The organism is Cyanobium sp. N5-Cardenillas (assembly GCF_024345515.1).
Lineage (GTDB): Bacteria > Cyanobacteriota > Cyanobacteriia > PCC-6307 > Cyanobiaceae > Cyanobium.
Genome location: NZ_JAGQBG010000085.1, coordinates 1 through 11,795, shown reverse-complemented (window position 1 = coordinate 11,795; position 11,795 = coordinate 1). Strand labels below are relative to the sequence as shown.

The 11,795-nt window shown below is 69.7% G+C and carries 13 protein-coding genes and 1 pseudogene; 5 read left to right on the top strand and 9 right to left on the bottom strand.

The features are described from left to right. Positions 1 to 397: pseudogene (locus KBZ04_RS08495) on the top strand (V-type ATP synthase subunit A); the annotation flags it as partial. Here KBZ04_RS08495 and KBZ04_RS08490 read toward each other — a convergent pair. The 4 genes from KBZ04_RS08490 to rpsD all read right to left on the bottom strand — a co-directional run bounded on the left by KBZ04_RS08490 (position 369) and on the right by rpsD (position 4,042). Further along, entirely contained in the window at positions 369 to 1,130 is a 762-nt protein-coding gene (locus KBZ04_RS08490; RefSeq protein ID WP_254991516.1) for a class I SAM-dependent methyltransferase, read from the bottom strand. The pseudogene KBZ04_RS08495 and the gene KBZ04_RS08490 overlap by 29 nt on opposite strands. After that, positions 1,127 to 2,383: an MFS transporter gene (locus KBZ04_RS08485; protein WP_254991515.1), complete on the bottom strand. Its 1,257-nt coding sequence runs from the start codon at positions 2,381 to 2,383 to the stop codon at positions 1,127 to 1,129. The genes KBZ04_RS08490 and KBZ04_RS08485 overlap by 4 nt, the downstream gene beginning before the upstream one ends. A 50-nt stretch (positions 2,384 to 2,433) precedes the next feature. Then, entirely contained in the window at positions 2,434 to 3,345 is a 912-nt protein-coding gene (locus KBZ04_RS08480) for a hypothetical protein (protein ID WP_254991514.1), read from the bottom strand. An 88-nt stretch (positions 3,346 to 3,433) separates the two neighbouring features. Continuing rightward, positions 3,434 to 4,042, bottom strand: a complete 609-nt coding sequence (gene rpsD, locus KBZ04_RS08475) for a 30S ribosomal protein S4 (RefSeq protein ID WP_094585400.1) — start codon at positions 4,040 to 4,042, stop codon at positions 3,434 to 3,436. A 46-nt stretch (positions 4,043 to 4,088) separates the two neighbouring features. Between rpsD and yidD the strand changes: the two genes are divergently transcribed. From yidD to aqpZ, 4 genes are all read left to right on the top strand, one after another. Next, positions 4,089 to 4,421 (top strand): membrane protein insertion efficiency factor YidD, encoded by a 333-nt coding sequence (gene yidD, locus KBZ04_RS08470; protein ID WP_254991513.1) that lies wholly within the window; start codon positions 4,089 to 4,091, stop codon positions 4,419 to 4,421. Next, positions 4,421 to 4,687, top strand: coding sequence for a glutaredoxin family protein (locus KBZ04_RS08465; protein WP_254991512.1), 267 nt, complete (start codon positions 4,421 to 4,423; stop codon positions 4,685 to 4,687). Before yidD ends, KBZ04_RS08465 begins: the two co-directional genes overlap by 1 nt. A 55-nt stretch (positions 4,688 to 4,742) precedes the next feature. Beyond that, positions 4,743 to 6,272, top strand: a complete 1,530-nt coding sequence (locus KBZ04_RS08460; RefSeq protein ID WP_254991519.1) for a UDP-N-acetylmuramoyl-L-alanyl-D-glutamate--2,6-diaminopimelate ligase — start codon at positions 4,743 to 4,745, stop codon at positions 6,270 to 6,272. Between the two features lie 101 nt (positions 6,273 to 6,373). Then, positions 6,374 to 7,096, top strand: a complete 723-nt coding sequence (aqpZ, locus tag KBZ04_RS08455) for an aquaporin Z (RefSeq protein ID WP_254991518.1) — start codon at positions 6,374 to 6,376, stop codon at positions 7,094 to 7,096. Here aqpZ and KBZ04_RS08450 read toward each other — a convergent pair. From KBZ04_RS08450 to yidC, 5 genes are all read right to left on the bottom strand, one after another. Then, on the bottom strand, positions 7,078 to 8,241 hold the full coding sequence (locus tag KBZ04_RS08450) for an aminotransferase class V-fold PLP-dependent enzyme (protein ID WP_254991517.1): 1,164 nt from the start codon (positions 8,239 to 8,241) through the stop codon (positions 7,078 to 7,080). The genes aqpZ and KBZ04_RS08450 overlap by 19 nt on opposite strands. A 221-nt stretch (positions 8,242 to 8,462) precedes the next feature. Further along, positions 8,463 to 8,651, bottom strand: a complete 189-nt coding sequence (locus KBZ04_RS08445) for a hypothetical protein (RefSeq protein ID WP_216905632.1) — start codon at positions 8,649 to 8,651, stop codon at positions 8,463 to 8,465. 160 nt (positions 8,652 to 8,811) lie between these two features. Then, positions 8,812 to 10,302, bottom strand: a complete 1,491-nt coding sequence (locus KBZ04_RS08440; RefSeq protein WP_254991511.1) for an AAA family ATPase — start codon at positions 10,300 to 10,302, stop codon at positions 8,812 to 8,814. A 3-nt stretch (positions 10,303 to 10,305) separates the two neighbouring features. Then, on the bottom strand, positions 10,306 to 10,794 hold the full coding sequence (locus KBZ04_RS08435; RefSeq protein ID WP_254991510.1) for a YceD family protein: 489 nt from the start codon (positions 10,792 to 10,794) through the stop codon (positions 10,306 to 10,308). After that, the coding region (yidC, locus tag KBZ04_RS08430; protein WP_254991509.1) for a membrane protein insertase YidC at positions 10,791 to 11,795 on the bottom strand (1,005 nt) is incomplete at its 5' end. The genes KBZ04_RS08435 and yidC, both read right to left, overlap by 4 nt.

The window sequence follows — 11,795 nt, the reverse complement described above, 5'->3', positions numbered from 1 at the left end:
CGTTGCCGAGATGAACGGGTTGCTCAAGGAGGGCGACCGGGTGGGCCAGATGATTCAGGTGACCGGCGAGGAGGGCGTCAGTCTGGCCGACTTCATCGTGTTCCAGAAGGCTCTGTTTCTCGACATGGTGTATCTGCAGCAGGATGCCTTTGATGCCGTCGATTCCACCACCCCCCTGGAGCGCCAGAAGACCTCCTTCGACCTGGTGTTCGATCTGCTGCGGCGCGACCCCACCTTCACCGACAAGAAGGCCGCCCGGGACTACTACACCCAACTCACGGGTCTGTACCGGAACCTGAATTACGCCGCCTCCGGTTCGCCCACCTACAGGAGCTTTCTGCAGCAGATCCAGGCCCTCTCCGGAACCCCTACGCCGAGCCCAGCCGCGACGCCTTGATGGTCAGCGGCCAGTGCAGGCGCCGGGGCTTCTGCGCCTCCCCCCAGGCGGCCGCCAGGGCCGGCCGGAGTTGGTCGATCGGGTCGCTGCCCAGGGCGGCGCGGTAGCGGGCGCTGGCCGACCAGCTGGAGCAGTAACCCAGCACCTGCTCCAGGCTCCAGCCCACATCCATGGCGAAGGACGGGGTCGGCAAGCTCTCGAAGGGCAGCACCAGATCGCGGTAGCCGTTCTCCACCAGCGCCTTCTCGGGGGGCCAGTAGGGGCCGACGATCTCGGCGTAGAAGTGCTGCAGGAGCGCATCGGGCCCCTCCCCCTCCAGCTCGGGGATGCCGTAGCTCCAGACGGCCAGCACGCCGCCGGGGCGCAGCACCCGCTCCACCTCGGCGAAGAACCGGGGCCGATCAAACCAGTGCAGCGCCTGGGCCACGGTGGCCAGATCGAGGCTGGCCGCCTCCAGGCTGGAGCTCTCCGCCGATGCCAGCTGGTAGTGCACACCGGGATGGGGGCTAGCCGCGGCGAGCTGGCCGGCGCTGGCGTCGGTGGCCACCACCGCGTCGAAATGGGCGGCCAGGCCGATGGCGGCCTGGCCCGTGCCGGTGGCGCAGTCCCAGGCCCGCTGGCGGGCGGGGGCCACCCCGGCCAGCCAGGCGAACAGGGGCGCCGGATAGGTGGGCCGGTAGTGGGCGTACGCCCCGGCCACCGAGCCGAAGTGATCGGTGAAGCCGCCGCTCATGCCACCCCCCGGCGATGCCGCCTCGCCAGCAGCAGGCAGCCCACCAGGGCGGTAACGGTGCTGCCCGCAAGCAGGACCAGCAGACCCCCGGATCCGACGGGCCCGGCCGCTCCGAATCCCAGCCGCACGAGGCTGGCGGCGAGTCCGGTCCCCCCCAGCGCCAGCCCCGCCCCCAGCCCGCTCCGTCCCATCGGCAGCACCGTCAGGGCGGTGGCCGTCAGGCTGGTGACCACGAGGCTGTGGAGCACCCCGAGCAGGGCCAGCTGCGGCAGGCCGGGCCCCTGGGGCAGCAGGAGACCCACCACCAGGACCCCGGCCAGCAGCAGGATTCCCGTCGCCAGGGAGGGCAGCCGCCCCCATCGGCCCACGGCCCGGGCGGTGAGGGGGGCGCCGATGGCCGAGAACAGCAGCAGCAGCGATCCCGGGCCCCAGGCCTCAGGCCCGGGCGGAGCCGACCGGGCCAGACGGGGGAGCAACTCCAGCAGGATCTGGCCCAGGCCGCCCACCGCCAGGGCAAGGCCCAGCAGCAGCGCCGCCTGGAGCAGGTCGGCGTGGCCCAGGGGTGCGGCGAGGCGGCGGCGGCCGACGGAGCCCTGGCCGCTGCGGAAGCTCAGGGCGGCAGCGGCGCGGCCCGACCGCAGCACCGTCAGGCCCAGGGCCAGCACCAGAGCGCCCAACAGGAAGGTGGCGGCGGGGCCCAGCCCCAGGGCCAGCCGGGCCAGTTCGCCGGAGAAGGCTCCGATCAGCCCCTGGCAGACGGTGAGGACGGCCACGGCCAGCGGCAGGGAGCGCAGCGGGACCGCTTCGTTCAGCTGGGCCAGATTGGGGCTGGAGGCCCACTGCACGGCCACCACCCAGAGCACCATCAGCCACGGCAGGCCCGGGCTGAACCAGGGGGATCCCTGGCGCAGCAGGGCCGCCGTGGTGAGGAAGATCAGGCCGGCCACGGTCACCGCGACGGTGATCGGCAGCAGCCGGCCGCGGGCCTGGTCACCGTGGCGATCGGAGAGGGCTCCGCTGAGCGGTTCGACCACCAGGCCGAGGAAGCCGGCCAGCAGGGCGAAGACCGGCAGCAGGTCGGTGAAGCCGAAGCGCTGCAGCAGGATGGGCTGGTAGGTGCTGTAGACGATCCACCCCAGCTGCAGGCAGGCCTGCAGGGCCACCACGCCCACGACGAGGCCCCAGGGGATCGGGGGAGCCTCCGGCCGGGCCGAAGCCCCGGGCGTGAATGGCTTCACAGGTGTCAACAGCAAGGCCGTCTGCGCCCATACCTAGCGGCAGCGGACGCGGATGGCCGCGGGCCTCAACGGGTGCCTGAGGAGACTGCCTGCTTCAGGCGACGGGCGACGGCCTTCAGATCCTGCATGAGGCAGGAGATCCTCGTCTTCGTCGTCATGGCGATGGGGTCGTCATAGCCCAGGGTCTTGCGCAATCGGTGCAGCGATTGTGAGTGCGTGGCTTCGCGAAAGACGTCTGTGGTGAAGGGGTGGCGCTTCATGAGCCGTGGCCGTTCGGCTCTGCGGCCACTGGCCCCGGACCCCATTTCGGCGCGAGAAATCTGGATCGGATGTTCAGCCGCTTCCAGACGGGATGCGGCGGCTTCGCCAAGCACGGAGGAACGGATCCGGTTCCGTTCCCGCTGCTCATGCAGGGCGAGGGTCTCGATGTGCAGGTTGATGAGCGGATGGCTGTGGTTGCTCCAGGCCAACCAGCTATGGAAGTAAAAGTCTGCGTAATCATCGAGGCGTTCAAACGCGTTCGCCATCGAGGAGAAGGAGCGGCGCATGGCAAGCCATGTGTCGAAGGGGTCGCGGTGGGTGTAGACGCAGGTATGGGGAAGCTGGCGATCGTCAAGCATCTCCACCAGGCTTGGTGCGGCTGAGCCATCAGGGAAATGACGGAATCTCCAGCCCTCGCCAAAGCTGTGGTCACGGATCATCAGGACGGAGGCGCTTGGATTGGCAAGGAACCTGTCGACAAGCAGATCAAGTCGTCGTTTGTACTCCTGAAGGGCCTCTTCTCTGGTGAAAAGCTCCAGTGCGCGAACCCGATGCAAGGGATCTTCAGGGAAGTACGTTGTTGGTGAATTGTAGGAGTACGGATTGGTTTCGCCGGTGAGCCAGGCGTTCTCGTCCAGGGCTTTGGCGATGTAGTGAAAGAGATAGGTCCCTGCGGAACAGGGAAGATTGGCGACCAGGACAATTCGTTTGTCCATGCTCTCTTTCTGATGACTTGAAATCATAGGCTGCAAAAAGCCCCCGCCGTTGGGCGAGGGCCGGGAAGGGTTCTGATGGAGAAGTGGCTCAGACCTTGCGGCTGTAGAACTCCACCACCAGCAGTTCGTTGATCTCGAGGGCGACCCATTCGCGCTCGATGCGGCCGCCCACCTTGGCGGTCATCTTGGCCTTGTCGAACTCGAGGTGGGGTGGGATGTTGGCCAGACCGGGGAAGGCCAGGTTGGCTTCGGCCAGGGCCTTGCTGCACTTGCGCTCGCGGATGGCGACCACGTCGCCGGCCCTGCACTGGTAGCTGGGGATGTCGACGACGCGACCGTTCACGGTCACGTGGCCATGGTTCACCAGCTGGCGGGCGCCGGGAACGGTGGGACCGAGGCCAAGGCGGAAACAGATGTTGTCGAGTCGGTTCTCGAGCAGTTTGAGCAGGTTGGTTCCGGTGGAACCCTCCTGGGCACGGGCTTTCTTCACGTAGCGGACAAGCTGACGTTCGGAAATACCGTAGTTGAAACGCAGTTTCTGCTTTTCTTCGAGACGGATCGCGTATTCGGAGCGCTTGCGACGGGCTTGGCCGTGCTGACCGGGGGGATAAGACCGTTTGGCGGCCTTACGGGTGAGACCGGGAAGGTCCCCCAAGCGCCGCGTGATCCTCAGTCGAGGGCCGCGGTAGCGAGACATAAGGGAAGGTGTCGGAGGTGGAGACGGCGAGGTTCACGCTTGCGGCATGCTGGATGAACCCGCAGGCCTGCGCGTGCTGCGCCAACCACCCACTCTAGGCGGCGACGGTCCCGGCCTCCTCCAAGGTGCCCTGCCGGCCGCTCCTGCCTCCCCCCTTGCCGCCGCCGTGGCTGCCCTGCTGCTGGCCCTGATCAGCGCCTACCGGCGCTGGATCTCCCCCCTGCTGGGCCCCCGCTGCCGCTTCATTCCCAGCTGCAGCGCCTATGGGCTGGAGGCGATCGGCCGCCACGGGCCCTGGCGCGGCGGCTGGTTGACCGTCAAGCGGGTCTGCCGCTGCCACCCCTTCACCCCCTGCGGCTGCGACCCGGTTCCGGATTGATGCGCGAACTGCTGCTGTTCACGCGCCAGGGCTGCTGTCTCTGCGAGGGCCTCGAGGAGAAGCTGGGGGCCCTGGATCCCCCCCAGCCCCTGCAGCTGGTCGACGTGGACACCGATCCGGCCCTGCAGGGGCGCTACGGGCTGGCTGTACCCGTGCTGGGGGTGCCGGCCGGTGCCGACGGCCCCCTGCGGGAGCTGCCGCGGGTGTCCCCCCGGCTGGCGGGAGCCCAGCTGCAGGCCTGGCTGATCAAGCAGGGCGTCCGCTGAGCGTCACGCTATGACAGGCGCCAGCTTCGTCCCGCCGGACGCCGCCGGCGCCGCCATGTCACCGCTGCTTCAGCCGCTCCTGCACCAGGTGGGCCTGCCGCCGCTGCCCGACCCCACCGGCGCCCTGGCCCAGGCGACGGTGAGCGGCGTCAGCTGCGATTCCCGCCGCGTTGGACCCGGCACCCTGTTCGTCGGCCTGCCCGGAACGGCGGTCGATGGCGGCAGCTTCTGGCCCGAGGTGCTGGCCGCCGGCGCCGTGGCGGCCGTGATCGGGCCGGCGGCGGCGGCGGCCCGGCCCCCGGCCCCGGGCGATCCGGTGCTGGTGCTGGAGCCGCCCCTGGCCCTGTGGGCCGGACGGCTGGCGGCGGCGTTCTGGGGCCAGCCCAGCGGGCGCCTGGCCTTGATCGGCGTCACCGGCACCAACGGCAAGACCACCACCACCTACCTGATCGAGCATCTGGCCGCTGCGGCCGGCCGGCCGGCGGCCCTGTTCGGCACCCTGCAGAACCGCTGGCCGGGTCACAGCGCCACAGCGACCCACACCACCGCCTTCGCCGATCTGCTGCAGGCCGATCTGGCCAAGGCCGTCGCGGCCGGCAGCGCCATCGCCGCCATGGAGGTGAGCTCCCACGCCCTCGACCAGCAGCGGGTGGCCGGCTGTCGCTTCGCCGGCGCGGTGTTCACCAACCTCACCCAGGACCACCTCGACTACCACCCGTCGATGCAGGCCTACTTCGAGGCCAAGGCCCGGCTGTTTGCCCCGGAGCTGCTGGACGGCGGCGCCGTGGTCAACGTCGATGACCCCTGGGGGGCCCGCCTGGCCGAGCGTCTGGGAACGGCCAACCGTGGATCCGGCGCCGCCCCCTGCTGGCGCTGCTCCCTGGAGGATCCGTCGGTGGAGCTGCACATCAGCGATCTGGTGATGGGCGCCGATGGAGTGAGTGGCCGGCTGCACAGCCCGTCAGGGGAGGGGCTGTTCCGCTCCCCCCTGGTGGGTCGTTTCAACCTGATGAACCTGCTGCAGGCGGTGGGGGCCCTGCTGCAGCAGGGCCTGCCCCTTGCCCAGCTGCTGGAGGGTCTGGTGAGCTTCCGGGGCGTGCCGGGACGCATGGAGCGGGTGGGCGGCCCGGCGGGAGTGGCCCTGCCGGCGGTGCTGGTGGATTACGCCCACACCCCCGACGGGCTCGAGAACGCCCTGGCGGCCTGCCGGCCCTTCACCGATGGCCGGCTGATCTGTGTGTTCGGCTGCGGTGGTGACCGTGACCGCAGCAAACGGCCCCAGATGGCGGTGATCGCTGCCCGCCTGGCCGATGCGGTGGTGGTGACTTCCGACAACCCCCGCACCGAGGACCCCCAGCGGATCCTCGACGACGTGGTGGCCGGGATCCCTGCCGGCACCGAGCTGGTGGTGGAGGGCGACCGGGCCGCCGCCATCGCCGCCGCCGTCGCCGCCGCCAGGCCGCAGGATCTGGTGCTGATCGCCGGCAAGGGCCATGAGGACTACCAGATCCTCGGCACCACCAAGGTGCATTTCGATGACAGGGAGCAGGCCGCCAGGGCCCTGATGGCCCGCGCCGGCGGCTGAGCCGGCTTTGCCATCTGATGCACACGAAGTGCAGGCGGGGGTTCCGTTCGGGTGTAACTTCCCGAGGCAACTCACCGGTGTATATGTCTTCTTCCATTCCCATGCCGAAGAAGTTCCTGGCGGAACTGATCGGTACGTTCTGGCTGGTGCTGGGCGGTTGCGGCAGCGCCGTGCTGGCGGCCGTGTTCCCCTACGACAACGCCGCCGCCAACCCCCTGGGCCTGGGTTTCCTCGGCGTCTCCCTGGCCTTCGGCCTCACCCTGCTGACGGCCGTCTATGCCATCGGACATATCTCCGGCTGCCACATCAACCCGGCGGTCAGCTTCGGCCTCTGGGCCGGCGGCAAGTTTCCCGGTTCCGGGCTGCTGCCGTACATCGTCGCCCAGGTGCTGGGTGCGGTGATCGCCGGCGGCGTCATCAAGCTGGTGGCCAGCGGCCGCCCCGGCTTTGAGCTGGCGGGCTCCAACCCCCTGGCCACCAATGGCTTCGGTGCCCACTCCCCCGGCGGCTACGGCCTGCTGGCGGCCCTGGTGATCGAAGTGATCCTCACCTTCATCTTCCTGCTGGTGATCCTGGGGGCCACCCACAAGCAGGAACTGGGCGCCATCGCCGGTGTGCCCATCGGTCTGTCCCTGACCCTGATTCACCTGATCAGCATCCCGGTCACCAACACCTCGGTGAACCCGGCCCGCAGCACGGGCGTGGCTCTCTGGGTGGGTGGTGAGGCCATCGGCCAGCTGTGGCTGTTCTGGCTGGCCCCGATCGTGGGTGCCCTGCTGGCCGGCTGGTTCTACAAGGCTGCCTTTCAGCCCACCGAAAGCTGAACCAGCTGAAGCAGCAGCCTCTCCACCTCGTCAGCCGTGCTGACCAGGTGGGTGCAGGCCCGCAGGCAGCGGGGGTATTCCAGGGTGCGCAACCAGGTGCCCTGATCCCCCAGCCGCTTCACCACAGCGGCTGGATCCCTGGCTTCTCCCGATGGGTTGCCCATGGTGAAGCTGACCAGCCCCGCCGGCGGCGGCACCGTCAGCAGGGTGCGGACCCCGGCCATCTGCTGCAGGCCTTCCCAAACCTGGACGCTGCGCTCCCGGATCGCCGCCAGCCGAGCGTCGGCATCGCCTTCGGCCTCAAGCAGTTGCAGCGATTGATTCAGCCCCGCGAACAGGGGTGTGCACGAGGTGGCCACCTCGAAGCGGCGGGCATCCTGGTGGTAACCCCCTGCACCGGGACCGTCGTGCTCCAGGGTGCGCCAGCCGATCAGGGTCGGGTTGCTCGCCTCCAGAAGCCGCTCGGAGAGGGCCACGGCGCCAAGTCCTTCCGGTCCGCAGCACCACTTGTGACCGGTGCAGGCATAGATGTCGGCGGCGGCGGCAGCCTCGGCCACCGGCAGGCTCCCCAGCGACTGGGCCCCATCCACCAGCAGCCAGGGATGGCGGGGATGGTTGGCCAGTTGGCCCGCCACCGCCGCGATCGGCATCGTCTGGCCGGTGTTCCAGAGCAGGTGGGAGAGCACCACCAGGCGGGTGTGGGGGCTGAGGGCTGCCTCCAGCCGCTGGCCCACCGCCGCGGCTGTCGCCTCGGCCTCGCCGGTAAGATCGGCCACCGCCAGGGCGGTGATCCGCAGCTGGTGGCGCCGGGCCAGCTCCTCAAGGGCGGCCACCACGCCGTAGTGCTCGGCATCGCTGACCAGCAGCTCATCGCCCGCCTGCCAGGGCAGGCCCCAGAGGGGCAGCACGCACCCCGAGGTGACGTTCTCGGTGAAGGCCACCCGTGACTGATCGACGCCGAACCAGGCCGCCAGCCGCTGGCGCAGCCCCGACACGGTGCCATTCACGTAGGGCCACACGGCGTCGCTGAACGGGCCCAGTTGCTGGATGGTGGCGAAGGCGTCGCTGATCGCCGCCAGCGATGGGGAGGGCAAGGGGCCCTGGCCGCCGTAGTTGAAGTACGTCTTGTTGGCCAGGGCGGGCATCAGATCCCGCAGGGGGATGGGGAGCTCGGCAGGCAAGGGAAGGGGTGGTGGCGCCGGTGAAGCATGGCAGTGGACGCCACCCGCCTGAATCCCCTCCCTGGCGGAGGCTCAGCCCACGGCGCCAGCCAACGTTCGGCGCTGAATGATTCTGCGCTGAACACACCAATGGCCAACGTTGAGATCTGAATAACCTTGAGTTCAGGAACCCCTCGGTTTTCCTCTCAGTTGCTGGAGATCACCTGACCCACCACCACGGCCGCCACGGCCGAGAACAGAGTGATGCCGAGGGCCGTCAGGGGGCTCTGGCCCTGGGCCACCGCCAGGGTGGTGATCACACCGGCCCCGAGGCTGGCGACGGCGAGCTGGGAGGTGAGTTCGCTGCCGGTGCGGGGGCTGGGGCTCGGGGTCACGGCGGCTTCTTCACGATTGATCGTCAGACGCTACGGGCGATGAATCGTTCGTCACCACCTCGCCCACCAAGCTGTTACCAGGCGTGGTTGTTCTTCATGAAGCCGTTACATCGGGCCGCATCGATGCAATGAATGTCTTCCACTTTCGTGGCGATTCGCCTCAGGAAGGCCGCCCGGCCCCGGAGGCGGGCCTGGCGCGGCCGCTGCTGGCCCAGCTGCGCAGGGCCTCCAGCTGCTCCCGGGCCGTGCGCGAGAGGGGCACCACCTGGCTGGCGGCGGCGATCAGGTCGGCCTCCCCAAGCTCGCGGCCCTCGCCGAAGGCCAGGTGCATGGCCTCGATCACGGTCTGCTCCAGTTCGGCCCCGGAGAAGTCGGCGGTGCGGTCCACCAGCACCTCCAGCGGAATCGCATGGGCCGGCCGCCGCCGCCGCAGCTGCAGATCCAGGATCGCCCGGCGCTCTTCGGCGTCGGGGAGTTCCAGCAGGAAGATCTCGTCGAAGCGGCCCTTGCGCAGCAGTTCCGCCGGCAGCCGCTCCACCGCATTGGCGGTGGCCACCACGAACACGGCGCTGCTCTTCTCCGCCATCCAGGTGAGCAGGCTGGCCAGCACCCGCTGGCTGGTGCCCCCGTCGCTGCGGCCGTCGCCACCGCCAAAGCCCTTGTCGATCTCATCGATCCAGAGCACGCAGGGGGCCATGGCTTCGGCCCGCTGGATCATCTCCCGCGTGCGCGCCTCGCTGGCTCCCACCAGGCCCGCGAACAGGCGCCCCACATCCAGCCGAAGCAGCGGCATCGCCCAGCTGTGGGCGATCGCCTTGGCGGTGAGCGACTTGCCGGTGCCCTGGGGGCCGATCAGCAGCACCCCCCGCGGCAGGGGCAGGCCGTAGCGCTGGGCCTCCTCGCTGAAGGCGCGGTGGCGTTGCTCCAGCCAGTGCTTGAGGGTCTCCAGGCCGCCGATGTCGGCGGGGGTGGCTTCGGTGGGGCAGTACTCCAGCAGTTCGCTTCGGGCGATGGCCTGGCGCTTCTCCTCCAGCACCTCCGTCAGGTCCTCGATCCCCAGCTGGCCCCGCTGGGCCAGGGCCCGGGCCGCCAGCTGGCGCACCCGCTGCTCGCTCAGCCCGTGGCAGGCGGCCGTGAGCTGCTCCAGGACTCCCGGGGCCAGGGGCTGGCCGCTGGCCTCGGCGATCGCCCGCAGCAGTCGGCCGATCTCCCGCGCCTCGGGCAGGGGCAGCTCCAGCAGGGTGACGCTGTCCTCCAGTTCCCGCGGCATCTGCCATTCCGGGGCGCTGATCACCAGGGTGTGGGGCACCTGCCGCAGTCCCGCGGCCAGGTTGCGCAGCCGGCGGCAGATCCCCGGATCGTCGGCATAGCGGTGGAAGTCCTTGAGGAGCAGGATCGCCCCCTGCTCCGGGGGAAGCCCGTCCAGGCCGCTGAGGGCGGCCATGGGCTGACGCACCGCCTGGCCCTGCAGGTTGGGGGCCCCGGACAGTCCGCCGATGAAGTCCCAGCGCAGCAGGGTGCGGCCCCCCAGGCGCTCGGCGGCTCGCTCCAGCAGCCCCTCCACCCGCTCCTCCTCGAGGCTGCGGATCCAGAGGATCGGCGTGCGGGAGCGGATCAGAAGATCCAGCTGATCGGCCAGGTCGTGGACCATGGCTCAGCGCAGGCTGCGGAGGGCCGCCCAGCGGGGGTCACCGCCCCCTTCGCCGCCGGCGTCGCCGGTGGGCAGCGGCGGGCCGGGGCAGTCGGGACCGCAGCGGTTCACCAGGGGCAGCTGCAGGCTGAGCTGCTCGAACAGCCAGCGCTCCGGATCGAAGCTGCCGCCGGGATCGAGGCATTCCACCGGATCCTCGGCGGCGAACAGCACCTCCTCCTCCTCCGGGCCGGCCACCTTGATCTCCAGGAGCTCACGGGCCTTGGTCGCCAGGACGTGGTTGTAGGTCTGCAGGCAGCGGTCGCAGCAGAGGGTGATGATCGTTTCGGCCGTGCCCTCCACCTCCAGCACCGTGCCGTGGTGGAGGGCCCGCACCAGGCCCCGCACCGGAGTGAGGCTGGCCAGCCCCGCGATCGGTTGCTCGACCGTCCAGCTGCGGCCCTCGCTGAGCAGCCGCAGCTCCTGCAGGGGCAGCGGCTGCAGCCGGGTCATTTCTTGGTCTTCGGCTCGAAGGGCAGGCGGCCGCCAGGGCTTCCGCCGCCGGCGGTGGCCGTGGCCGGCTGCTGGGCGAGCTGCTTGTCGAGGATGGCCTGCAGGTTGTCGGGCAGGGCCTCACGGGTGAGCAGGAAGGTCTGGACGCCCTGGAACACGTTCGCCACCACCATGTAGAGCAGCACGCCCGCGGGCAGCGGGAAGAACAGGAACATCGCCGTGATCATCACCGGCGTGATCTTGTTGGCGGTGGCCTGCTGGGGGTTGGCGGGCATGCCCATGCCCGAGAGCAGCTGGGACGCGAACAGGGAGGCGCCGAAGGCCCCCACCAGGATGGCGATGTCCCAGTTGATCGCCCCGTCGGTGTAGAAGCCCACCTGGCCGAGGGCCTTGATGAACAGGAAGCCGCTGCGGGCCGCCAGGCCGGGGATGCGGGCTTCGACGGTGGCGTCGCCGGGCGTCAGGGCGGTGATCTTGCCCTGGTCATCCACCTGCACCACCCCCTCGCCTTTGGTCACCACCCAGCTGGGGGTGAAGCTGTCGCCGTGCTCCACCGTGCCCAGCAGGGAGGCAAAGCTGGTGCCGTCCTTGCCGTGGAGTTCCACCTGGGTGCTGTCACCGACGCCGAGCTTGGTGCCGCCCTCAAGGCTGGCGATCACCGGAACGTGCTCGGTCTCGCTGATGAAGATCGAGTGGCTGGCGCTGTTGAAGGGCTTGGTCTCCACCGCCGCGATCTCCTCGGCCGGCAGCACCTTGAGGTTGATCGGGTAGGGGACATCGGCGAACGGCGATCCCCGCAGGGTGGCGAACAGGGCAAAGAGGATCGGCATCTGCACCAGCAGGGGCAGACAACCCGAGAGGGGGCTGCCGAACTCCTTCATCAGACCGCCCAGTTCCTCCTGCTGTTTCTGGGGGTTGTTGGCGTACTTGGCCTTGATCTCCGCCTGGTGCTGCTGCATCACCGGCTGGGCGATGCGCATGCGCCGGGCGCTGCGGATCGA

Bases quoted from the DNA above. Each gene is read 5' to 3' on its own strand.
- KBZ04_RS08465 (WP_254991512.1), top strand. From the start codon at position 4,421: ATGCGCGAACTGCTGCTGTTCACGCGCCAGGGCTGCTGTCTCTGCGAG.
- KBZ04_RS08435 (WP_254991510.1), bottom strand. From the start codon at position 10,794: ATGACCCGGCTGCAGCCGCTGCCCCTGCAGGAGCTGCGGCTGCTCAGC.
- KBZ04_RS08450 (WP_254991517.1), bottom strand. From the start codon at position 8,241: ATGCCCGCCCTGGCCAACAAGACGTACTTCAACTACGGCGGCCAGGGC.
- KBZ04_RS08440 (WP_254991511.1), bottom strand. From the start codon at position 10,302: ATGGTCCACGACCTGGCCGATCAGCTGGATCTTCTGATCCGCTCCCGC.
- KBZ04_RS08480 (WP_254991514.1), bottom strand. From the start codon at position 3,345: ATGGACAAACGAATTGTCCTGGTCGCCAATCTTCCCTGTTCCGCAGGG.
- aqpZ (WP_254991518.1), top strand. From the start codon at position 6,374: ATGCCGAAGAAGTTCCTGGCGGAACTGATCGGTACGTTCTGGCTGGTG.
- rpsD (WP_094585400.1), bottom strand. From the start codon at position 4,042: ATGTCTCGCTACCGCGGCCCTCGACTGAGGATCACGCGGCGCTTGGGG.
- KBZ04_RS08460 (WP_254991519.1), top strand. From the start codon at position 4,743: ATGTCACCGCTGCTTCAGCCGCTCCTGCACCAGGTGGGCCTGCCGCCG.
- yidD (WP_254991513.1), top strand. From the start codon at position 4,089: ATGCTGGATGAACCCGCAGGCCTGCGCGTGCTGCGCCAACCACCCACT.
- KBZ04_RS08490 (WP_254991516.1), bottom strand. From the start codon at position 1,130: ATGAGCGGCGGCTTCACCGATCACTTCGGCTCGGTGGCCGGGGCGTAC.